This window comes from Nonomuraea sp. NPDC003727 (genome assembly GCF_053586935.1).
The window spans coordinates 120,847-142,760 of record NZ_JBSFNE010000014.1; the positions used below are offsets into that span (position 1 = coordinate 120,847).

The 21,914-nt window shown below is 72.2% G+C and carries 22 protein-coding genes; 10 read left to right on the forward strand and 12 right to left on the reverse strand.

Annotated features, from left to right (window positions below; all coding sequences use genetic code 11):
• Positions 1–62: 62 nt before the first annotated feature.
• The 3 genes from ACWDLG_RS32315 to ACWDLG_RS32325 all read right to left on the reverse strand — a co-directional run bounded on the left by ACWDLG_RS32315 (position 63) and on the right by ACWDLG_RS32325 (position 3,069).
• Positions 63–989, reverse strand: coding sequence for a carbohydrate kinase family protein (locus ACWDLG_RS32315; RefSeq protein ID WP_449927350.1), 927 nt, complete (start codon positions 987–989; stop codon positions 63–65).
• The gene (locus tag ACWDLG_RS32320; protein ID WP_449927353.1) at positions 986–1,912 is read right to left on the reverse strand and encodes a pseudouridine-5'-phosphate glycosidase; all 927 of its coding nucleotides are present in this window, start codon (positions 1,910–1,912) and stop codon (positions 986–988) included. Before ACWDLG_RS32320 ends, ACWDLG_RS32315 begins: the two co-directional genes overlap by 4 nt.
• A gap of 95 nt (positions 1,913–2,007) precedes the next feature.
• Positions 2,008–3,069: a YeiH family protein gene (locus ACWDLG_RS32325; protein WP_449927356.1), complete on the reverse strand. Its 1,062-nt coding sequence runs from the start codon at positions 3,067–3,069 to the stop codon at positions 2,008–2,010.
• Between the two features lie 70 nt (positions 3,070–3,139).
• On the opposite strand from ACWDLG_RS32325, the gene ACWDLG_RS32330 reads away from it, so the two are divergent.
• From ACWDLG_RS32330 to ACWDLG_RS32360, 7 genes are all read left to right on the forward strand, one after another.
• A complete protein-coding gene (locus tag ACWDLG_RS32330; RefSeq protein ID WP_354907324.1) occupies positions 3,140–4,030 on the forward strand; it encodes a LysR family transcriptional regulator in 891 nt (296 codons plus the stop codon).
• A 42-nt stretch (positions 4,031–4,072) separates the two neighbouring features.
• A complete protein-coding gene (locus ACWDLG_RS32335; RefSeq protein ID WP_449927360.1) occupies positions 4,073–5,566 on the forward strand; it encodes a phytoene desaturase family protein in 1,494 nt (497 codons plus the stop codon).
• A 33-nt stretch (positions 5,567–5,599) separates the two neighbouring features.
• The gene (locus ACWDLG_RS32340) at positions 5,600–6,298 is read left to right on the forward strand and encodes a response regulator transcription factor (RefSeq protein WP_449927363.1); all 699 of its coding nucleotides are present in this window, start codon (positions 5,600–5,602) and stop codon (positions 6,296–6,298) included.
• Entirely contained in the window at positions 6,295–7,662 is a 1,368-nt protein-coding gene (locus ACWDLG_RS32345) for a HAMP domain-containing sensor histidine kinase (RefSeq protein ID WP_449927366.1), read from the forward strand. The genes ACWDLG_RS32340 and ACWDLG_RS32345 overlap by 4 nt, the downstream gene beginning before the upstream one ends.
• Positions 7,663–7,707: 45 nt before the next feature.
• On the forward strand, positions 7,708–7,965 hold the full coding sequence (locus ACWDLG_RS32350; protein ID WP_449927369.1) for a glycosyltransferase: 258 nt from the start codon (positions 7,708–7,710) through the stop codon (positions 7,963–7,965).
• Between the two features lie 306 nt (positions 7,966–8,271).
• Positions 8,272–8,439, forward strand: a complete 168-nt coding sequence (locus ACWDLG_RS32355; protein WP_449927372.1) for a hypothetical protein — start codon at positions 8,272–8,274, stop codon at positions 8,437–8,439.
• Between the two features lie 73 nt (positions 8,440–8,512).
• A complete protein-coding gene (locus ACWDLG_RS32360) occupies positions 8,513–9,154 on the forward strand; it encodes a TetR/AcrR family transcriptional regulator (protein ID WP_354907316.1) in 642 nt (213 codons plus the stop codon).
• A gap of 60 nt (positions 9,155–9,214) precedes the next feature.
• Here the strand turns inward: ACWDLG_RS32360 and ACWDLG_RS32365 are convergent, their stop codons facing one another.
• The 6 genes from ACWDLG_RS32365 to ACWDLG_RS32390 all read right to left on the reverse strand — a co-directional run bounded on the left by ACWDLG_RS32365 (position 9,215) and on the right by ACWDLG_RS32390 (position 14,205).
• The gene (locus ACWDLG_RS32365; RefSeq protein ID WP_449927375.1) at positions 9,215–9,547 is read right to left on the reverse strand and encodes a hypothetical protein; all 333 of its coding nucleotides are present in this window, start codon (positions 9,545–9,547) and stop codon (positions 9,215–9,217) included.
• 201 nt (positions 9,548–9,748) lie between these two features.
• Positions 9,749–10,759, reverse strand: coding sequence for an AraC-like ligand-binding domain-containing protein (locus ACWDLG_RS32370; RefSeq protein ID WP_449927378.1), 1,011 nt, complete (start codon positions 10,757–10,759; stop codon positions 9,749–9,751).
• A gap of 245 nt (positions 10,760–11,004) precedes the next feature.
• Positions 11,005–11,598 (reverse strand): TIGR03086 family metal-binding protein, encoded by a 594-nt coding sequence (locus tag ACWDLG_RS32375; RefSeq protein ID WP_449927381.1) that lies wholly within the window; start codon positions 11,596–11,598, stop codon positions 11,005–11,007.
• Between the two features lie 177 nt (positions 11,599–11,775).
• Positions 11,776–12,222, reverse strand: coding sequence for an SRPBCC family protein (locus tag ACWDLG_RS32380; protein WP_449927384.1), 447 nt, complete (start codon positions 12,220–12,222; stop codon positions 11,776–11,778).
• Entirely contained in the window at positions 12,219–12,560 is a 342-nt protein-coding gene (locus tag ACWDLG_RS32385) for an ArsR/SmtB family transcription factor (RefSeq protein ID WP_449927387.1), read from the reverse strand. The genes ACWDLG_RS32380 and ACWDLG_RS32385 overlap by 4 nt, the downstream gene beginning before the upstream one ends.
• 121 nt (positions 12,561–12,681) lie before the next feature.
• Positions 12,682–14,205, reverse strand: coding sequence for an MFS transporter (locus ACWDLG_RS32390; RefSeq protein WP_449927390.1), 1,524 nt, complete (start codon positions 14,203–14,205; stop codon positions 12,682–12,684).
• A 138-nt stretch (positions 14,206–14,343) separates the two neighbouring features.
• On the opposite strand from ACWDLG_RS32390, the gene ACWDLG_RS32395 reads away from it, so the two are divergent.
• Complete coding sequence (locus ACWDLG_RS32395; protein WP_449927393.1) at positions 14,344–15,312, forward strand: LysR family transcriptional regulator; 969 nt, start codon at positions 14,344–14,346, stop codon at positions 15,310–15,312.
• Between the two features lie 88 nt (positions 15,313–15,400).
• Here the strand turns inward: ACWDLG_RS32395 and ACWDLG_RS32400 are convergent, their stop codons facing one another.
• The 3 genes from ACWDLG_RS32400 to ACWDLG_RS32410 all read right to left on the reverse strand — a co-directional run bounded on the left by ACWDLG_RS32400 (position 15,401) and on the right by ACWDLG_RS32410 (position 19,793).
• Positions 15,401–17,668 carry a M9 family metallopeptidase gene (locus tag ACWDLG_RS32400; RefSeq protein WP_449927396.1) on the reverse strand — a complete coding sequence of 756 codons (2,268 nt, stop codon included), beginning with the start codon at positions 17,666–17,668 and terminating at the stop codon, positions 15,401–15,403.
• 191 nt (positions 17,669–17,859) lie between these two features.
• Complete coding sequence (locus ACWDLG_RS32405) at positions 17,860–18,513, reverse strand: response regulator (protein WP_449927399.1); 654 nt, start codon at positions 18,511–18,513, stop codon at positions 17,860–17,862.
• Positions 18,510–19,793 (reverse strand): sensor histidine kinase, encoded by a 1,284-nt coding sequence (locus ACWDLG_RS32410; protein WP_449927402.1) that lies wholly within the window; start codon positions 19,791–19,793, stop codon positions 18,510–18,512. Before ACWDLG_RS32410 ends, ACWDLG_RS32405 begins: the two co-directional genes overlap by 4 nt.
• A gap of 141 nt (positions 19,794–19,934) precedes the next feature.
• Here ACWDLG_RS32410 and ACWDLG_RS32415 point away from each other — a divergent pair, with 141 nt between their 5' ends.
• Both ACWDLG_RS32415 and ACWDLG_RS32420 read left to right on the forward strand, forming a co-directional pair.
• Complete coding sequence (locus tag ACWDLG_RS32415; protein WP_449927404.1) at positions 19,935–21,443, forward strand: alpha/beta hydrolase; 1,509 nt, start codon at positions 19,935–19,937, stop codon at positions 21,441–21,443.
• A 147-nt stretch (positions 21,444–21,590) separates the two neighbouring features.
• Positions 21,591–21,899, forward strand: a complete 309-nt coding sequence (locus ACWDLG_RS32420) for a DUF6355 family natural product biosynthesis protein (protein ID WP_449927408.1) — start codon at positions 21,591–21,593, stop codon at positions 21,897–21,899.
• The last annotated feature ends 15 nt before the right edge of the window (positions 21,900–21,914 follow it).

The window sequence follows — 21,914 nt, forward strand, 5'->3', positions numbered from 1 at the left end:
CCGCATCCTCCCCAGAGAGTTGTGACGCGTGTGGCTAATGGTGCAGCCTACGCCGCAAGCTATCAATCGGTGTGAATAGGGTAAAGCTGGTTGGAACCCAAACCGTACCGGGGCCGACCCCCCACGATGGCCACGGCGTCGGCCCCGGCATCGCATCCCGCCTCGAGAGATGCCAGGTCACCGGCGCCGGCGAGCTTCGCCGTGAGGAATCCCGCGGCGAAGGCGTCTCCCGCTCCGGTGGAGTCGACCACGGCGCGTTCCCTGCCCTCGGTCGTGGCGGTCACACGTCCGTTCCTGGCGAGGATCGCGCCGCTCGCGCCGAGCTTGACCACCGCCGTGCCGTAGCGGTCGCTGAGCTGTTCGGCGGCGGGCTCGGGGGAGCCGGCGCCGGTCAGCAGGAGCGCCTCGTCCCTGTTGGGGATGACCAGCCCGGCCCGCGCGGTCTCGGCGAGGAAGCGCTCGACGCCGAACTCGCGCAGGAACCCGGTCGAGGCGGGGTCGACGCTGATGGACAGGCCCAGCGCCGCGGCTGACGTCATGGCGAGCCTGGCCAGTTCGAGTCCCGGCTCGGCGAACAGCGTGTAGCCGGAGATGTGCAGGTGGCGCACGCCGTCCAGCAGGTCGGGGGACCAGTCGTCGACGGAGATGTGGCCGCCGGCGCCGCGGTTGGTGAGCATGGAGCGCTCGCCTGTGACGTCGACCATCGCGATCACCACGGCGGTCGGGTGGTCGGGGTCGACGCGCACGTGCGGGCGCACGCCCACCTTGGTCAGCTCGGCCGTGTGCCATTCGCCGGTGTCGAAGCCCACCCTGGTCAGCAGGCGCGAGTCGGCCCCCAGGTGGGCGGCCCACGAGGCGGTGTTGGCGCCCGAGCCGCCGGGGCGCAGCACGATGTCGGCGGCGGTGTCGGTGCCCGTGCTGACCGGGGCGTTGTGGATGGCGACGACGTCGGTGACGACGTCGCCGATCACCAGGAGTCCCGCGCTCATCCCCGCGCCCAGGCGACCGCGATGTCGCCGGCGACGCGGACGTTGCCGCGGACGGCGGCGAGGTTGGCCTCCAGGGACGCGCCGCCGGTGCCGCGCACCAGGTACGACAGCAGGAACGGGGTGATGGCCTGGCCGGTCACGCCCTCACGCTCGGCGGCGGCCAGCGCCTCGGCCAGCACGCGGTCGTGCAGCTCCGGGTCGAGCTGCTCGGCCACCGGCACCGGGTTGGCGATGATCAGCGCGGTCTCGGGGCCGCCAAGAGCGTCCTGGCCGCGCATGATGGCGGCGGCCTGCTCGGCCGACTCGATCCGCCAGTCGACCGGCTCGCCCGAGCTGTGCAGGTAGAAGCCGGGGAAGGTGTCGGTGCGCAGGCCCGCGATGGTGACGCCGCGCGTCTCCAGGCGCTGCAGCGTGGCCGGCACGTCGAGGATCGACTTCACGCCCGCGCAGACGATGGTGATGCGGGTGCGGGCGAGCGTGTCGAGGTCGGCCGACTCGTCCTGGTCCTGCGTCCAGCCGCGGTGCACGCCGCCGAGGCCGCCGGTGGCGAAGATCCGTACGCCCGCCCTGGCGGCCAGGAACGAGGTCGCCGACACGGTGGTCGCGCCGCTGGCCCCGAGGGCGGCGGCGACGGGCAGGTCGCGCTGACCGAGCTTGCGCAGGCCGGGCTCGGTGGCGATGCGGACCAGCTCGTCCTCGTCCAGGCCGACCTTGGCCACCCCGTCCAGCACCGCGATCGTGGCGGGCACGGCGCCCGCCTTGCGGACGATCTCCTCCAGCTCCCTGGCGACCTCGAGGTTGCGCGGCTGGGGCAGGCCGTGGGAGATGATCGTGGACTCCAGGGCCACCACGGGCGCTCCGGCGGCCAGCGCCTCGGCGACCTCGGCGGACGGGCGGAGGATGGGGTCAGTCGTGCTGGGCATGGGGTGGTTCGTGCTCCTTGGACGTGCTGGTGCTGGTGTCTTCTGGAACGGGCCAATAGCCGGGGATTGTTCCAAAAAGAGCAGGTTACCCCTGGTCAGATGAGCAGCGCCACGCCGCCCAGCGAGAGCGTGACGATCACGGTGGTGGCGATGCCGCCGAGCAGCAGCGCCCTGCCGCCCCTGACCAGCCTGCGCACGTCGATGCCGGTGCCCAGGCCGAACAGCGCGGCGGCCAGGAGCAGGGCGCTGAGCCGGGGCGCCGCGCCGGTGACCGCCTCGGGCACCAGACCCGTGGCGCGCACCGCGACCATGGCCAGGAAGCCGAGCACGAACGCCGGGACCAGCGGCGTGGCCCTGCGCGGCGCCTCCGGGTCCGATCCCGTGCCCGCCCGCGTGCCGGGCGCGCCGGCCTCCTCGCGGCGCAGGCGCAGGGAGGTCAGCGCCACCAGCGGCGCGAGCAGCACGACCCTGGCCAGCTTCACCGTCACCGCCACGGTGAGAACGGCGGCGCCGCCGGCCGCGCCGATGGCGGCGACCTGGGCGACCTCGTGCACCGACGCGCCCGCCCACACGCCGAGTTGGTGGGAGTTCAGGCCGAGCCACGAGGCCAGCAGCGGCAGCAGCGCGATGAGCGCCGTGCCGTACAGGACGACCACGCTGAGCGCGCCGGCCACGTCGTCGTCATCGCTGACGCCGCGCTCGCCGCCCGTGGCCTCGTGCATGCCCGCCACCGCGGCGGCGCCGCAGATGGACACGCCGGTGGCGACCAGCAGTGACGTGCCCCGTGACAGCCCGAGCCACCGGCCGGCCAGCGGGGTGACGGCGAAGGTGACGCCGGTCGCCAGCGCGACGACGGCGAGCGGCTGCCAGCCGAGTGCCAGCACGTCCGGCACCGCGATCTGCAGGCCGAGCACCACGATCGCGGCGCGCAGGACGGTCCGCGAGACGAACCTGACGCCCGGCGCGAACACGGCGCCGACGCCCGTGGTGTTGGCCAGCGCCGCGCCGAGCACGACGGCCACGATGGCCGCGCTCACCGCGGGCACCAGGCTGTTCACCACCAGGGCGACGGCGACCGCGCCGGCGGTGAGGCCGAGTCCTGGCAGCAGCCCGCGCACGGCGGCGGAGGTGGCGGGAGCGTTGGCGGTGAGGGTCATGCCTCCAGTCTTCGGGCAGGTCGGGGCCGCCAGTAGACCGATCTTGACTGGGAGCCCATAGCCTGTGGCTATGAGTGAATTGCCCGATCTGGAGTCGTTGCGGCTTTTGGTCGACGCGGGTGAGCTCGGCAGCCTCGGCCAGGCGGCCAGGGCCGCGGGCATCGCGCAGCCCTCGGCCAGCAAGCGCATCGCCAGGCTCGAACGCCGGCTCGGCGTGCCGTTGCTCGAACGCACGCCCCGCGGGTCGGCGCTGACCGCCGAGGGCCGGATGGTCGCCGGCTGGGCGGCGCAGGTGCTGGCCGCCGCGCACGAGCTGATGCGCGCGGTCGAGGCCGTACGGCAGGGCGAGGCCGCGCAGCTGCACGTCGCGGCCAGCATGACGGTGGCGGAGTACCTGGTGCCGCGCTGGCTGGGCGAGCTGCAGAGCCGGGAGCCCGACATCCAGGTGGGGCTCGACGTGATGAACTCGGCCGACGTGGCGGCCAGGGTGCTCGCCGAGAAGGTGGAGCTGGGGTTCGTGGAGGGCCCGACGGTGCCCGACGGCCTGGCCAGCAGAGTCGTGGCCACCGACCGCCTGGTCGTGGTGGTCTCACCAGGGCACCCGTGGGCGCGCCGCCGTACGGTGCTGCGGGTGGCGGAGCTGGCGGCCACCCCGCTGGTGGTGCGCGAGCCAGGCTCGGGCACCAGGGAGACGCTGGACCTGGCCTTCGCCGGGCAGCACGTGGCCAGCCCGCGCCTGGAGCTGGGCTCCAACGCGGCGGTGAAGGGCGCGGCCCAGGCGGGTGCGGCGCCGGCGGTGCTGAGCGGGCACGCGGTCGAGGCGGAGGTGGCCACGGGACGGCTGGTGGAGGTGCCGCTGGCGGGGCTCAACCTGGTGCGCAACCTGCGGGCGGTGTGGCGCAGGGGCAGGTCGCTGACCGGGCCGGCCGCCACCCTGCTGGCCATCGCCTCCCGGCCGTGACACCTTGACGGTTCGCTACATATTCATGGACAAATAGGTCGTATGCCATATGACGTCGTGATCGCCGGCGCCGGCCACAACGGTCTGGTCGCCGCGGCCTACCTGGCCGCCGCGGGCCGCAGCGTGCTCGTCCTCGAACGCCAGGACCACGTGGGCGGCCTGGCCATCTCCACCAGGGCCTTCCCCGGCGTGGACGCCCGCCTGTCGCGCTACTCCTACCTGGTCAGCCTTCTCCCCACGAAGATCGTCAACGACCTGGGGCTCCGCCTCGACCTGCGCCGGCGTCGCTTCGCCTCCTACACGCCCGTCGGAGACGGCGGCCTTCTCGTCGACAACGCCGACGACGAACGCACGGCCGCGTCGTTCCGGCGCGTCACCGGCGGGGAGTCCGACTACCGGGCATGGCGGGAGTTCTACGCCATGACGGCCCGGGTCGCCGAGCGGCTGGCCCCCACCCTGCTCGAACCGCTGCGCCCCGCCGACCGGCTGCGCGAGGTGGTCGGCGACGAGGTGGCCTGGCGCGACCTGTTCGAGCGGCCGATCGGGCAGGTCGTCGACGAGCGCTTCGCCGACGACACCGTGCGCGGGGTGGTGCTGACCGACGCGCTCATCGGCACGTTCGCCGACCCCGCCGAGAACCTGCTGGCCAACAGGTGCTTCCTCTACCACGTCATCGGCGACGGCACGGGCGAGTGGAACGTGCCCGTCGGCGGGATGGGCGCGGTCACCGGCGCGCTGGAGGAGGCGGCGAGGAAGGCCGGCGCCACCATCACGACGGGCGCGGAGATCGTGGGGATCGACCCCTCGGGCGAGGTCACCTTCCGCGACGCCGGGGGCGAGCACACCGTCACCGGCGAACGGGTGCTGGCCAACCTGCCGCCCGCCGTCCTCGACCGGCTGATGGGAGGCTCCCCGGCGGCGCCCGAGGGCGCCCAGCTCAAGATCAACATGGTGTTGAGCAGGCTGCCCCGGCTGAAGGACCCGGACGTGGACCCGCGCGAGGCCTTCAGCGGCACCTTCCACATCAACGAGAGCCGCGACCAGCTCGCGCGCGCCTACGCGCAGGCCGCCCGCGGCGAGGTGCCCGACCTGCCGCCCGCCGAGGTCTACTGCCACTCCCTCACCGATCCCTCCATCCTCGGCCCGGGGCTGCGCGCGCAGACGATGACCTTGTTCGGCCTGCACATGCCCGCCAGGCTCTTCCCCCGCCACAAGGACGAGGCGGTCGCCGCGACCCTGCGCTCGATCGACTCGGTCCTCGCCGAGCCGCTGGAGGACTGCCTGCTCACCGGTCCGGACGGCGAGCCGTGCATCGAGGCCAAGACCCCGCACGACCTGGAGGTCGAGGCCGGGCTGCCCGGCGGCCACATCTTCCACCGCGACCTCGCCTGGCCGTACGGCGAGGCCGGCACCTGGGGCGTCGAGACCGAGCACCCGCGCATCCTGCTGTGCGGCGCGGGCGCCCGGCGCGGCGGCGGCGTCAGCGGCATCCCCGGGCACAACGCCGCGATGGCACTGCTGCGGGGACCTTCATGACGTTCTCATGAAGCGGGTCTACCGTGGGTCACCATGAGTGATGGCGCGCGGTTGCTGGTGGTGGACGACGAGCCCGCCCTGCGGGAGGCGCTGCAGTCGAGCCTGGAGTTCGAGGGGTACCTGGTCGCCGCCGTCGCCGACGGCCAGGCCGCCCTCGACGAGCTGGGCCGGCAGAGCTACGACGCGGTGCTGCTCGACGTGATGATGCCGCGCGTCGACGGGCTGACCGCCTGCCGCAGGCTGCGCGCGGTCGGCAACCACGTGCCCGTGCTCATGCTCACCGCCAGGGACGCCGTCGGCGACCGCGTCTCGGGACTCGACGCGGGCGCCGACGACTACCTGGTCAAGCCCTTCGAGCTGGACGAACTCCTGGCCAGGGTGCGGGCGCTGCTGCGGCGCGGCTCGCTCGGCGGGCGCGGCGCGGGCGGCGCCGCGCTGGCCTTCGGCGACCTGCGCATGGACCCGGCCACGCGCGAGGTCACCAGGGGCGGCCGCCGTCTCGACCTGACCAGGACCGAGTACCTGCTGCTCGAGCTGCTGCTCGCGCACCCGCGCCAGGTGCTGACCAGGGAGCAGATCCTCACCGAGGTGTGGGGCTTCGACTTCGAGCCGACCTCGAACTCGCTGGACGTCTACGTGATGTACCTGCGCCGCAAGCTGGAGGCCGAGGGCGAGCCCCGGCTGATCCACACCGTCCGCGGGGTGGGCTACGTGCTGCGGGCCGCCGCGTGAGACGGCGCAGCCTGCGCTCGCGACTGACACTGCTGGTGACGCTGGCGGTGGCGGTCGCGGTCGCGGTCTCGGCGGTCGGCTGCTACCTCATCGTCAAGCACGAGCTGTACGTGCAGATGGACCGCACCTTCGACGAGCAGCGCATGAAGCCGCCCGAGGCCAAGCGGTACGACGTCGAGTGGCTGCTCAAGCACTGCCAGCCGACGGCCCAGAGCACCGGGCACTACGGCCGGCCGCCCCAGTCGACCATGGTCGTCTACGCCGACGGGCGGCCCAACTGCTACGTCGGCCCCGGCCTGACCGTCACCCCCACGGTGCGGCGGATCGCGGCCCAGGGCGGCTCGGACATCTTCAACGGCACCACCGAGCAGGGCAAGCCGGTCCGCGTCTTCGTCGAGAGCCCCGTGCCAGGAATGGCGATCATGGACAGCCGGCCGCTCGGCGAGCTCCTGGGCACACTGCGCACGCTGACGTTCCTGCTGGCCAGCGTCGCCGCCATCGGCGTGCTCGGGGCGGCCTGCGCCGGCCTGCTCGTCTCCCGTACGGCCCTGCGCCCCGTCGGCCGCCTCACCGAGGCCGTCGAGCACATCGCCAGGACCGAGGACCTCAACACCACCATCCCGGTCAACGGCACCGACGAGATCGCCAGGCTCAGCCGGTCCTTCAACGCCATGACCGGCGCCCTGGCCGGCTCCCGCGAGCGCCAGCAGCAACTGGTCGCCGACGCCGGCCACGAGCTGCGCACCCCGCTCACCAGCCTGCGCACCAACATCGACCTGCTGCTGCGCAGCGAGCACACCGGCAGGGCCATCGACCCCAAGGCCAAGCAGCGCCTGCTGGTCAACCTCAAGGCGCAGTTCGAGGAGCTGACCACGCTGGTCGGCGACCTGCTGCAGCTGGCCAGGGGCCAGTCCGACCACGAGCCGCACGTCGAGCACGCCTTCCACGACGTCGTCGGGGCCGCCGCCGCCCGTGCCAGGCTGCGCGGCGCGGACGTCACCACCGACCTCGACCCCTGGTACGTCGTGGGCCACCCCTCCTCGCTCGAACGCGCCGTCATGAACCTGCTCGACAACGCCGCCAAATTCAGCCCGGGCGGCAAGGTCGAGGTGGAGCTGCACGGCGGCGAGCTGACGGTCCGCGACCACGGCCCCGGCATCCCCGCCGAGGAGCTGCCGCATGTCTTCGAACGCTTCTGGCGCTCCCCGTCGGCGCGCGGCCTGCCCGGCTCGGGGCTCGGGCTGGCCATCGTGGCGCAGGCCGTCCAGGAGGCGGGAGGACAGGTACGGCTCGACAACGCCCCCGGCGGCGGCGTGATCGCGCGTGTCGACCTGCCAGGATCGCCGGTTCTCACTCACCCTTAAGAGCGGCCTCAGTCACGTTCAAGACGCTGTCGCAACCGTGGACCCATGAACACTGCACTCAGGACGCGCCTGGTCGAGGTGGTCGTCCCGGTCCACAACGAGCAGCGGGCGTTGCCGGATTGCGTCGCCCGGCTGCACGAGCACCTCACCACGTCCTTCCCCTACGGCTTCCGCATCACGATCGCCGACAACGCCAGCTCCGACGGCACCTGGCGCATCGCCCAGGAGCTGGCCGCGCGCTACCCGGGGGTGCGGGCCGTACGGGTGGAGGAGAAGGGGCGCGGCAGGGCGCGTACGCGGTGACACCGCTGGGCGCGCCGGTCAACGGGACCAACCCGACGGCGGGGCCGTCCGGTGACGCCGGCCGTCTGGGCGGCGCCGACGTGCCGCAGGGCGGAGTCGGGTCCCCCGGTGGGGACGGGCCTTCGGGCGCGGACGGATTTCCGGGCGGGGAAGGCGCGCCCGGACAGGAGGGGACGCCGGGTCACGGGACGCCGGGACAAGGGGCGCCGGGTCACGGGTTGCCGGGACGAGAGGCGCCGGGACAAGCGGGGGAGGGGGGCGACGCAGGGGCAGGACGGGCCGGCGGGACGGGCGGGCGGCGGCCGGATGCCCGCAGGCGGCGGTGGTCCGGGCTGGGAGGCCGGCGATGAGCTGACCGCCTACCTGGAGGCGCACCAGGACGGCGCCACCTGGCTGGTCGCGGTCGACAGCGCGGGGCAGGCGTCGTCGCTCATCCTGAGGACCGGCAAGCCGGCGACCTCGGGCGCCGCGTGACCTCCGGGTGGGCCCGCGCTGCCCCGGCGACCTCGGGCGCCGCCCGCGCCGCGGCATCGGCTAGTCTTGGCCGGTGCGACGTGCGGACGGTGCCCGAGGCAGCAGGGCGGACCAGGCTGACCAGCGCAGGGCCGAGCTGCTGGAGGCCACGCGCAAGGTCGTTCTCGAACGCGGCCTGGCCAACACGAGGGTCGCCGACATCGCCAAGGCGGTCAACGTCAGCGGCGGGCTCATCCACTACCACTTCGCCACCAAGGACGAGCTGATCACCGCCATGCTGCGGGCCACGCTCGACATCGAGAGCGCCCGGCTCGACCAGCTTGTCACCGGTGAGGGCAGCGCCGTCGAACGCCTCGACAGGGTGCTGCGCTTCTACATCCCGCAGTCGCGCTCCGACCAGAGCTGGCTGCTGTGGATCGACGCCTGGAACACCGCGCTCAGGGAGCCGGCCGTCCGCAAGATCGTGCTGGAGCTGGAGACGACGTGGCTGCGCGCCCTGGAGCAGGTGATCTCCGAAGGGGCCGACACGGGCGAGTTCAGCTGTGAGGACCCGGCGGGCGCGGCCGAACGCATCGACGCGATGCTCGACGGGCTGATCATCCGCTACACGCTCCACCCGAACGTCCTGTCGCGGCCCCGGCTGCTGGAGCACGCGCACATGGCCGCCGCCCGCGAGGTCGGCATCTCGCCCGACGCGTTCGCCCGCTCCTCGTGAGCGGCGGGCTCCCGGGCGACGGGGCCTTCGCGAGCGGTGGCGCCGCTCGTTCAGGTTCGATCACCAGGGGGCGTTGCTGCACCAGCGGGAGCTGAAGTAGGTGTCCGGCGTGTCACCGTCCGACCCGCCGTCGTTGTCCGCCCACCAGTCCCATATGTACATCCCGGAGTTGGTGTCCCGCCAGTAGCCGCGGACGTAGTGGTTGCCCGTGTTGTGGGAGTGACCACGGGCATCGGTCATGGGATCTCCGCCGGGGCTGTCGTTGATCCGGATCCACCTCCACTCGCACCGGGTGTCCGCCTGCGCCGACGTGGTCCCACCCGCGACCATGACGCCGGCCAGCAACACGGCCGCGGAGCCGAGGGCGCTCCATCGTTTGAGTGTCCGCTTCATTTCTCTCCCCTTGGGTGAGGCGTTCAGGAAACGTGCGGTGCCGGGTCCGCCCATGGCGATCGACCCGCTCAGTATCCTGACAAGCGGTTGCGGAAGTCTTTACCGCAGCGTGCAAGATTCCTTGGCGATGAGCGCACGTGCGGGCACGAAGGGCGACACCGTCGGCGCGGCTTGATCTCACCCCGCGAGAGGCCGTCCCTGCTACTCCGGACCGCCGGTACGCGTTGTCGCACCCAGGTCGCCGGCGTGTGCCGCATGACGGTATTCCGAAGGGGGCACGCCGTACGCGGAACGGAACGCGCGGCTGAAGTCGGCGGGAGTGGCGAAACCTCCGCGCCGGGCGATGGCGCTGATGGGCAGGGCGCGCAACGAGGCGTCGCCGAGGTCCGCGCGACACCGTTCGAGGCGTCGCCGGCGGATCCGGCCCATGACGGTCTCGCCCTGCTGCTGGAAGAGAAGTTGCAGGTAGCGGACCGATATGTGGTGCTGGGCCGCGATGGCGGCGGGCGTCAGGGCCCGATCGGCGAGGTTGTGCTCGATGAAGGCGTGAATGCGCAGCAGCAGAGACCGCTGGCGCGTCTCCGGCGGGAGGGCGTCGTCGGCGTCCAGGGCTTGGGCGAACAACGCGGACACCAGATCGACCGCGACCGTCCCCAGCCGAGGCCCGTCGGACGGCCGGTACGCGTCGGTTCCTCTCGCCAGCTGTCCGAGGAAATGGGTCAGCAGCGCGCCGAAACCCTCCCTCATCGACAGCTTGCGCACGACCAGGGTGTCGAGCGATTTCCCTGGGAGGTGCAGTAACGCCTTGGGGATCTCCACCCCTATTCCCGCGTGCCGGCCGGGGACGTCACCGGCCTGGAACTCGGCGGGCCGCGAGGTGTCGAAAATGCATAAATCGTATGGGCCGTATTCGATCTCGTGATGGCCGCGAGTGGTCCTGAGAGGGCCTTTCGTGGGCAGCGACAAGTGCACACCCTCGGGGTCGGACTGGCGGATCAGCCGCGGGGTCCGGCGAAAGCGCATCGGCTTGAAGGCCGTCAGCCAGACGGAGACGGCGCCGAGATCCAGCAGACGCTGAGCGGCCCAGAAGTCCTTCCGGTGATCGCTCTGCATGTCCAGGGGTGCGTGCGTCCGGTTGACGAGGTCGTGCCAGTGATCGAACCGATCCGCCGCGGGCACATCGTCACTCCGGAACACCGTCTCGGACAACATCTCCATCTCCTCCACGTCTGGTCAGGACCCGTACCGCCGAACCCCACGCTGCCCGCAGGCTCGGCGCGTCCGGAGCGCCCCACTGATGAGCTCCACCATCACATTTCCGGCAGAGCCGGTCGAGGGTCCCGCCGGCCGGTCCCGGCGCCATGCCGTCCGTCCGTAGCAGGACCGACGGCGAAGGCGCGGGAATCCGGAGCGCGACAGCCGGGGAGAATCCGGAGCGGGACAGCAGGGGAGCGCGGTCAGGGGCGGCGGCCGGTGAAGCAGAGGAAGGCCGTCTGCGGGTCGGCGCCGGCCGGTGGCTCGATCTCCTCGCGGAAGGCGTCGGTCGCCTGGAGCGCGGCATAGTGCGGGCGCAGCGCCTCATGGGTCCTGACGACGGCCTCGAGGTCCAGCCGCTCGTCCCCGCCGACGGCACGGGCCAGGTCCCAGGTGTGCACCAGCAGTTCGAGCGCGCCCACCACGTCGGCCGCCCGCTCCACGGGGACGGGGCCGATCGGGCTGAACGGCAGCGGCGTGGCGGCCAGCTCAGGGTCGGTCAGTACGGCCCGCAGACCGGCCCTGGCCTCGGCGTACGCGGCGGCGAGATCGGCGTGCGGCTCGACCGGCGGCGCCTCACCCATGCCTGAGATCCGCACCCCGTGAGAGGGCCGGGGCGGAACGCCGCGCACGGCCGCGACGATGCCGCGATGCCCGTTGACGACGTGGGCCACGACGTCGCGGGCGGTCCATCCCGCGCAGGGACTCGCCAGGTCCCATCGGTCGGCCGGGGTCGCCTCGATGCGGGCCAGGAAACCCGCCGCGACGCGGTCGACGCGGTCGGCGACATCGGACATGACTGCTCCGTTCATCGGTGTTCGTGAAAGATCCGGCAGAGGGCTTCACCGGTGTTCGTGGGAGATCCGGCAGAGGGCTTCATCGGTGTTCGTGGGAGATCCGGCGGAGGGCGCGGTCGCGCCGTACGGCGTCCGGGTGCGGGCCGTGCGGCGTCCGGGAGAGGAGCGCGCCCCGGCTCAGAGTGAGTCGAGGAGGTCTTCCAGGCCGCGGATGACCGCCGAACGCCAGCCGCCGCCCATGATCCTGCGGGCCCGCTGCTGGAGCGGGTTGTCCGGGTCGAAGCCGTCGTGGCGCAGGAAGAGCCGGGTGCCCGTGCCCTCCGGTTCCAGCGTCCAGGTGATCGTCCAGTCGGTGTCGTCGGCCGGATCGGCGTCCCGCCAGCGCAGGCGGAGCATCCGCTCGGGCTCGAAGGCCAGCACCTCGGCCAGGACCGTGCCCGAGAACCCGGTGGACGGCATGGGTACGGCCCGCATGACGTAACGGTGGCCGACCTCGAGCCGGAAGTCGCCGGGCATCAGCCACCGGGCCAGCAGGTCCGGCTCGGTCAGCGCCCGCCACACCTTGGCAGGGGGATGTGGCAGGAACTGGTCGAGGTGGAGGGCGGTGAGATCGTCGTCGCTCATGGCTCTTCGTCCTCGAGCCGGTCGAGCAGGTCGCGCAGCCCGGTCAGCTTCTCGCGCCAGAACCTCTCGAAGGGCGTGAGCCACTCCTGCACGTCGAGCAGCGGAACCGGCTCCAGCTGGTACAGCCGTTGCCGCCCTGCTTTCCGCTCGGTGACCAGTCCCGCCTCGCGCAGCACTCGCAGGTGTTCGGAGAAGCTCGGCCGGGACATCTCGAAGCGCCCGGCCAGCGCCTGCACCGGTCGCGGGCCCTCCTCCCTGAGCAGCCGCAGCACCTCGCGGCGCACGGGGCTGGACAGGGCCGCGAAGACCTGGTCCTCGGTCGTCCGTTCGGCGATCACGGCAGGTCGGCGGCCGGAGGGAGCGGCGCGGGGATCGGCGACGCGGTCGCGAGGGTGAACCCGGTCCGGGCCCTCTTCGTGATGTGCATGCGCCCACTATAGGTAGGAAATTTCCTACGTGTCACGTCTTCTGTGACCGGCGATGCGGAGAAGGAGGTTCGGCGAGGTCGCTGCTGCCCGTACGCCCGGATGACGGGCCTGTCCTCCAACGGCCGGGCGAGCGCCGGGAACGCGCCCGGAGCGCGAGGACCACGGCCAGGCCAAGGGCCACGAGGAGGGCCGCGACGGCGAAGGTCCAGTGAGTCCCGCGGGCCACCTTCGCCGACGCCGCCGTCGTGACCTCGCTCGTCCCTGAGGCGAAGGCGAAGATCGCGCCCATGACCGACGCGCCGGTGATGAGGCCCAGGTTCCGGGACAGGTTCACCATGCCCGACACCAGGCCCCGCTGGTGCGGGGAGACGTCCTTCATGACCGCGGTGTTGTTGGCCGCCTGGAACAGCGCGTAGCCGGCGGTGACGGTGACCAGCGGCAGGACGTATCCGAGGACACCGGCGGCCACTGGCATCAAGGAGAGCGCCGCCGTGCCGCCGATGACGCCGCCGAGCCCGACGATCACCATGGCCTCGGGCCCGAAGCGATCGGTGGCGCGGCCCGCCGGGACGCCGGCGAGGGCGGCGACCGCCGGACCGGCCGACATCGCCAGTCCCACGGAGGCCGGGTCCAGCCCGAGCGCCCGGGACAGGTGGAAGGGGCCGACCACGAGGGTGGTCATCATGACGGTCGAGACCAGCGCGCTGGTCGTCAGGCCGGCGGCCAGGACGGGATCGCGGAACATCGAGAGGGTCAGCAGCGGGGAGGCGACCCTGCGCTCGATGATGACGAACAGGCCGAGGGCCGCCCCGGAGACGACGAGCAAGCCGATGGCCGGCGGGCCGAACGCCGTGGCTTCGATCGTCATGGCCAGCGCGTAGGCGCCCAGGGCGAGGGCCAGCAACGCCGTACCCGCGGTGTCGAACCGCCCGCGCGCGGCGCTCGTCGCAGGTGCGGACGGCAGTCGCAGCGTCAGCGCGAACGCGAGAAGGCCCAGCGGCACGCCGATGAGGAAGATCGCCCGCCAGCCGGACACCGCGATGAGGACGCCACCCAGGGAGGGCCCCAGCGCGGTGCCGACCGCCGACATCGTCCCCAGCAGCCCCATGACGCTGCCGGTGCGCTCCTTGGGCACGCTCTCGCCGACGAAGGCCATCGTCAGCGCCATCATGCACGCGGCGCCGGCTCCTTGGAGCGCCCGGGCGGCGACCAGGAGGGGAAGGTTCGGGGCCAGACCGCACAGCAGCGTCGCGAGCGTGAACACGGCGATGCCGCCGAGCAGGAGACGGCGCCGGCCGGCGATGTCGCCGAGCCGGCCGGCGCCCACGATCAGGGTCGTGACGGCCAGCAGATAGGCGATCACGACCCACTGGACCTCGTTGAAGGCGGCCTCGAAAGCCGCGGCCATGGCCGGCAGGCCGACGTTGGCGACGCTGGTGCTCAGCGAGGGCAGGAGCATGGACAGCGACAGCGCGGCCAGCGTCCAGCCCAGTGGTGGCCGGCGCGCCGGCGATGTCCGCCGCGGTTCGGTGCCCGCGGGTGTCGATCGTCTCAAGACAAAGCCTCTTCCTGGAGTGGGAGGGGGTCGTCATGGACGGTAGGCCCCACATCGGGCCTGGCGGAAGGCGCACAGATGGAAAGTCATATGTGCATGCAACGCCATATATGGGGCGGCCTGTGAGATCGTGTGCGCATGGCACGGCCCGATCTGAACCTCCTGGTCACCCTCGACGTCCTGCTCGAGGAGGGGAGCGTGACGCGAGCGGGAGAACGGCTGGCGCTCAGTCCTTCCGCCATGAGCCGCGCGCTCGCGCGGTTGCGAAGAGCCACCGGTGACCCGCTGCTCGTGCGGGCCGGGCGCGGGCTGGTGCCCACGCCGCGCGCCCTGGAACTGCGTGACCGGGTGCGCGGGCTGGTGCAGGACGCCGAAGAGGTGCTGCGGCCGGCCAGGACGCTCGAACTGGCGACGCTGGAGCGGACTTTCGTGTTGCGCAGCAGCGACGGGTTCGTGGAGCGGTTCGGACCCGCGTTGGTGGCCAAGGTCGGCACCGAGGCTCCTGGCGTGCGGCTGCGGTTCGTGCGGAAGACCGGCAAGGACACCGGTCCCTTGCGGGACGGCGGTGCCGACCTGGAGACGGGCGTCGTCGAACACGATCCGCCCCCGGACGTGCTGACCACGCCCCTGTTCACCGACCGGTTCATCGGGGTGGTGCGGAGCGAGCACCCGCTGCGCACCGGGAAGGTCACGACGGCCCGGTACGCCTCCGCCCGGCACGTGCACGTCTCGCGGCGTGGCCTGACCGAGGGGCTCGTGGACGAGGCGCTTCGCCCGACAGGCCGCCACCGGCAGGTCGTGACGGTCGTGGACGGCTTCAGCGCCGCCCTGGCACTGGCGAAGGCCTCGGACCTGGTCGCCACGGTCCCGGCGCGTCACACCGCGAACATGCGGCGCGGGATGTACTCCTTCGAGCTGCCCTTCCAGGCTCCCGAGGTGACGGTGTCGCTGCTGTGGCACGTCCGGCTCGACGCGGACCCGGCGCACCGGTGGCTGCGCGCCTGCGTGCTCGAGGTGTGCCGGCACGAGAGCGGACCGGAAGGGCCGGACGAGGAGCCCGGCCACCCGGGTCCCTCCCGACGGGCCCGCATCGACGCGGTGGACTGACCGCGATCAAACGGAGGCGAGGCGGCGGAGCTCCCGGGGGGACACGCACAAGCGCCTCCCCGTCGCGGGGAGGCGCTTGGCGGACAGGTCAGTACTCGGTCGTGAGGCGTACGCCGCTGAAGTCGGACACGCCGTGCAGGCTGATGAAGTTGTCGGTGCCCGGCGCGAGGTCGGTCACCGTCAGGGTCTCGCTGTTGTCAGGGTTCGTGGACCGGCTCTGGTGGGCTTGCGTCGTGGCCCATGCGCTCTTGTTGAAATAGAGGTCGGCGTTGCCGCTGCCGCCACTCGCGGTGATCTTGAGCTGTGTCACCCCTTCGGGGATCCTGATGTAGAAGTAGGCGTAGTCGCCCTTGACCGCCGTGATGTCGGTGCGGGTGCAGTCACGGCCCATGGCTCTGGTGTCGGGGGCGCTACAGGGCGTGGACGGATCCTGCTCGCCGCCGCAGGCGCCCGCGGCGCACTCGGTGAGCCAGGCGTCGAAACCGGCGTCGTGGTCCAGGGACTTCAGGAACGTGCGGGCGGTGTCCCACTCGCCCTTGCGGTAGTGCCCCAGCAAGGTCGTCACCTCGGCCGGGTTCTTCTCGAACATGTAGCGCACCGCGAGGTAGCCCCACGGGTAGACGCGGGTCTGGCCGTCGCCGTACGCCGTGTCGAACAGCGTGCTCAGCCGGTAGGTGCGCTTGCCCGCCTCGGCGGCGGCGTTGGCGTTGTCGAGCTCGCGGTAGGAGTACGAGACGTACTCCGCCACCCCCTCGACCCACCAGACCGTCGGCGTCTTCATGCCTTCGCCGAAGTCGCCGAACATGTCGAACCGGCCGTCGAGGTAGTGGGTGTACTCGTGGTTGAGGTTCCAGATCTCGAAGTCGGGACGCGCCCACTCGGCCTCGTAGGCGATGAACCTGGGCTGGTTGCCTGCCGCGGCCGGGTCGCCCTCGAGGTACATGCCGCCGTTGTTGGTGTCGATGCCGTAGATCACGCCGGCGTAGGTCTGGTAGTCGGTGGAGGAGTTGAAGACGACCACCTCGAGGCTGGTGTTGTTGTCGTCCGCGACCGGCCCGGAGTCCTTGACGAGGTTGTGGAAGAAGGCGTCCTGGCTCTGGAGGCTGGTGCAGGCTCCGGCGAGCTGTTCGGGGGTGATCTCCTGACCCAGGACGCGCAACGACGAGCCGCAGGTGTGGGCGACCGGCAGCACTGCTTCCTTCACCCGCTTCTGCAGGTCACAGACTCCGTAGTCGCCGCAGTGGGCCTTGTCGTAGGCGTCGGCCATCTCGGCCAGGCCCACCCACAGCCGCGCGGTCGGCCCCGAGATCGAGGTCTGCCCGAGCAGCGAGATCACCTTCGGCTTGGCCGTGTCCAGCAGCGTGGCGTGCTGGAGGAAGCGGCCGAGTTCCCGGCCCGCGTTCGCGGTGAGGAACGCGGACTCCGTGCCGAGCAGATCCAGGTGCTCGGCGGCGAAGTCGTGCAGGGCGTCCAGCACGCTGGTGTCGGCCTGCACGGCCGTGACGAACTCCGGCACCTGGTGGCCGCGGAACAGCACGGTGAAGACCGAGTTGACCGCGTTGCGCATCCACCACAGCTCGTTGTAGGAGCTGTCGTAGGCCTTGAGGAAGCGCTTCACGACCGGCAGGAAGGCGGCGTTCTGCTGGGCGCTGTCGATCAGGACGATCGACTCGCTGAGCGTCTCACCGTTGGCTTCGGTGACGTCGCCCGAGTGGCTGTTGGCGAAGAACGCCTCGAGCGCGGGTCTGATCGCGTTCTTGAGCGCGTCGCCGTAGGGGCCGACGTCGTCGGGGTGGTACCACTGCACGAAGTAGCCCGCACGGAGGTAGAGCACGAGCTGCGCGGTCGACGTGCTGTTGTCACCGGGGTAGCCGGTGGCGTTGGCGCGGTAGGCGTTGGCGACCGTGACCATCTGGGACTCGGCGAAGGCGCCGCGCGCGTCGCCGCCGGTCAGGGTGAACAGGGTGTTGACGCACCTGGTGTCCGCCGCTTTGATCGCCGCCACCAGCGCATCGCCGGTCTTGCCGGTGAACTCCGAGATCACGCACTCGGCGGCGGCTTTCCTGCGCAGCGACGGCCGTTTGTCGGTCTTCAGCGTGTGGGGGGCGTCGTAGTCGCGGCGGGCCTCGTCGCCGGACGCGGGCAGCGGGGGCCGCTCGTCGACCGGCAGCGGCTTGGCCTGCCGATGGTCAGGTTCGCCGCCGAAGTCACGTACGGGCGGGGGGTCCGTTCGGCCCGCCGTCGCGACGGCGCGGGCCGGGGTGGGGGTGTGAGTCGCCGCGATCGCGGTGGCCGGCATGCTCTGCGCCGTCAACGTGATCAAGGCAGCGAGGACTAATGGGGTGGCGATCCGCATCACCGCTCCTGGGGGGATTGGGGGTTGGTCCGTAGGGGTGCTGTTCGGGCCAACTTCACGGTGTGATATGTAAAATGTCACATTGGGTATGTCATGGCAAGAGTCAATTTATGAACGTTCATACCGCCAGGTCACAGCGGCCGACCGGCGTCCTGGCCCCGTCCCCACCGCTCCGCCGCCACCGGAGCGGCTCAGCTGAGACCGCTCCGGTAGGCGAAGACGACGGCCTGCACCCTGTCGCGCAGCTCGAGCTTCTGCAGGATCCGGCCCAGATGGGTCTTCACGGTCGCCTCCGCGACGTGGAGCTCCCTGGCGATCTCGGTGTTGGACAGGCCGCGCGCCACTTCGGCGAGCACCTCGCGTTCGCGCCTGGTCAGCAGCCGCAGCCGTTCCTGCCGGGTCGCTTCGGCACCGGTGGGCAGCCGGTGGGCGAACGTCTCCAGCAGGCGGCGGGTCACGCGCGGCGACACCACGGCCTCACCGGCGGCGACCTCGCGGATGGCAGCGAGCAACTGTTCCGGCCTGGCGTTCTTGAGCAGGAATCCGGACGCCCCGGCCCGCAGCCCGGCGAAGGCGTACTCGTCGAGGTCGAAGGTGGTCAGGATGAGGACGCGGGCGGGCAGGCGGTCGGCGGCGATCCGGCGGGTGGCCTCGATGCCGTCGCAGCCCGGCATGCGCACGTCCATCAGCACGACGTCGGGCCGCAGCCGTCGTGCCAGCCGTACGGCCTCGGCGCCGTCGGCGGCCTCGCCGACCACCTCCATGTCGTCCTGCGTGCCCAGGACCATGGTGAAGGCCATGCGCAGCAGCGGCTCGTCGTCGGCGAGCAGGACGCGGATCGTCACGGCGCCGCCGTGCCGAGGTCGAGGGTGGCGCGGACCTGCCAGCCACGGCCGGGCAGCGGCCCTGCCGCCACCGTCCCGCCGTAGGCGCAGGCCCGCTCGCGCATGCCGATGATCCCGTGGCCGGCCGCCCGTACGGGAGCACGGCCGGAAGCAGTGCCCGAAGCAGTGCCGGAAGCAGGGCTGGAAGTACGGCCGGAAGCAGGGCCGGAAGCAGGGCTGGAAGCACGGCTGGGGACACGGCTGGGGGCACGGCCATGAGCGGGGCCGCCGGTGTGGCCGTCGTCGGTGACCTCCACCGTGACGGAGGTGGGCGAGCAGTCCACCACCACCTCGGCGCGCGTGCCCGGCGGCGCGTGTTTGAGCGTGTTGGTCAGCGCCTCCTGGACCAGCCGGAAAACGGTCAGCTGGGCCCCAGGGGAGACGCGAGCCGGGTCGCCGCGCAGGTCGAGCCGGGTAGGCAGCCCGGCGGCGCGCATCTGCCCGGCCAGGTGGTCGAGCTGGGCGATGCCCGGCATCGGGTCAGCGGGCGGCGCCTCCTCGCCTCCGTGGCCGGCCTCGCCTCCGTCGCCGGTCCCGCCTCCGTGGCCCGTCGCGCCTCCGTGGCCGGCCTCGGCGGCGCGCAGGATGCCGAGCGTGCGCCGCATGTCGGTCAGCGCCTGCCGTCCGGTCTCCGCGATCTGGCGTACGGCGGCCGCTGCCGTGGCGGGCGCGCCTTCCTGCGCGTACGCGGCGGCGTCGGCCAGCGCGACCATGACCGACAGGTTGTGGGTGACGACGTCGTGGATCTCACGCGCGATGCGGGCGCGCTCGTCGGCCACGCGCTCGCGGGCCAGCCGCGCCGCGCGCTCTGCCCGGATCCGCGCGTTCACGCCGGCGATGGTGACGGCGGCGGCGACGGCCGTCAGGAAGACCGCCGAGGGCAGGAAGCTGCCGTACGGCGCGGCCCACCGTACCGAGGCCAGCACGACGCCGGCCTCCAGCACCAGCCATGCGGCCAGGGTGTGCCGCCAGGTGGAGCGCGCGGCCACGGTGTACACGGCGACCAGCAGCGCCACGTCCGTCACCAGCTGGACACCGGCCAGCCACTGGGCGAAGGCCGCCGCGCAGACGGCGCAGAACACGCTCACCGGTGCCCGCCTCCGCCATACGAGCGGCAGCGCCAGCGCCACGTGCAGGAGCAGCGGCCCGGCCGGGTCCCGGTAGACGGCGGCGTTGAAACCCGCTCCGGCGAGGAAGACGGCGCCCGCCACCGCCACGTCGAACAGCAGTGGCCGATTCATGGTCGCACCCTAGCGGCCGCGGGGAGCGGCCCGCGTCATACCGCAGTCGTACTTTCCCAGGTCAGCACCGGTGCTCGGGAGCCGGGACGACCCCACCGCGGGCTGATGTGCGGTGATCGCCGCCGCATCTAGCGTCGTGGCATGCGCACAAGACACATGGGCCTGGTGATCCTGCTGGCCGGGATGACGCTGACGGCGGCGCCGCCCGCTCACGCGGACGTCCGGCAGATCGCCTGGCACCGCTGCCAGAACGGCCAGGACGACGAGGCCGGCAAACAGCTCGACGAGGCGGGCGCCCAGTGCGGCGAACTCGCTGTCCCGCTCGACCACCGCCGTCCCGGCGGCCGGACCATCACGATCGCCATGTCCCGCTTCAAGGCCACCGATCCCGCGCGCAGGCGCGGCACGCTGCTGTACAACCCCGGCGGGCCGGGCGTGCCCGCGCTCTCCCTGGTGCAGCGGGTCAGGCAGGTGGCGCCCGCTGTCGCGGCGCGCTACGACCTGATCGGGATGGATCCGCGCTTCGTCGGCCGTAGCAGCCCGCTGAACTGCGGCTGGAGCACCGTGGCCGTCGGCTCGGCCGGTCCGGACCGGCGTGGCTTCGAGCACGCAGCGGCGCTGGCCAGGCAGATGGCGGGGCGCTGTGCCGTCCACGCGGACCTGCTGCCGTACGCCTCCACCCGCAACACGGCCAGGGACATGGACGCGATCAGGGCCGCGCTGGGCGAGGAGCGCATCTCCTACCTCGGCTCCTCGTACGGCACCTACCTCGGCGCGGTGTACCTGCAACTGTTCCCCAGGCGCGCGGACCGCTTCGTGCTCGACAGCGCCGTGGACACCGACCTGTTCGGGCCCGACCTGAGCCGGACGCAGGGGCCCGCCGTCAACGCGGCCCTGCGCGCCTGGGCGGCGTGGGCGGCCCGCCACGACCGGCGCTATCACCTGGGCGCCACCACGGCCGCCGTCCTGGCCACGGTGGACGAGATCGTCACGGCCGCCGACCGCGCCCCACTGCGGATCGGCCGGCACCAGGCCGACGCCCGGGTGCTGCCGCTGATCCTGTTCGCCGTCACCGCGGGGGACGACGACGCCTCCTACGGCGCCTTCGCCGCCGACGTCCGCGTCCTGAGCCAGGCCGCGCGCGGTCGCCAGGTCACTGCGACACCCGTGCTGGAGCAGGTGCTGGCCGGCCTGGCGGCGCCGGACGCCGACGGTTCGGCGAGCGCGCAGACCGCGATCATGTGCGCCGACCGGGCGGCCTCGCGTGATCCTGAGACGTACTACCGCGACATCCAGGCCCATCGCCGTGACGAGCCGGTCTTCGGGGCGCTCACCCGCAACCTGACGCCGTGCTCGTTCTGGCCTGCCGCGCCCGCCGAACCGCCGGTCAGGGTCGCCAATGACGTGCCCGTTCTGATGGTCGGCGCCACCGGCGATCCCGGTGCCCCGTACACGGGACAGCTTGTCACCCATCGGGCGCTGAGCGGCTCCCGGCTGGTCACGGTGCGCGGCGCCTTCCGCCACACGGTGTACGGCGGGCTCTTCGCGCCCAGGAACGCGTGCGTGGACGAGACGGTCAACCGCTATCTGGCCGACGGGGTGTTCCCGGCCAAGGACATGACCTGCTCCGAGCCGCATTCCGCCAGGTAGGCGGTGGTGAGGAGGTGCGGCCGGGCGGACAGCGGCCGTGCGTGACCGGCATGAACCGCGGCGAGGCAGCAGAGGAAACCCCGTTTACAAGCTGTAGTCATCTCGTTACGGTGTGTAAGTCAATGATCCTCTGGCGGAAGGCAGGACATGGCGTTCAGGACGCTCATCACCCTCGCGGCCGCGGCGGCGTTCGCCGTCACCCCCCTCACCCCCGTCTGGGCGGGTACGGTGACCGCCGCCCAGTGCGGCTACATACCGAGGACGCTCACCGACGACCCGGCCTACGAGCACTGCGCGACCGACACCAACGTGTGGATCCGCGTCGACCGGCTCTTCCGCGGCGACTACGAGCGCTGCGTGGGTCCCGGCCGGACCAAGCTCGACAAGGACGCGGTCGGCGCGTGGTACATCGGCCAGCTGTGCTCCCACCCCGGCGACACGCGCGGGGTGAGCTGACCGGCGTTCGCCGGT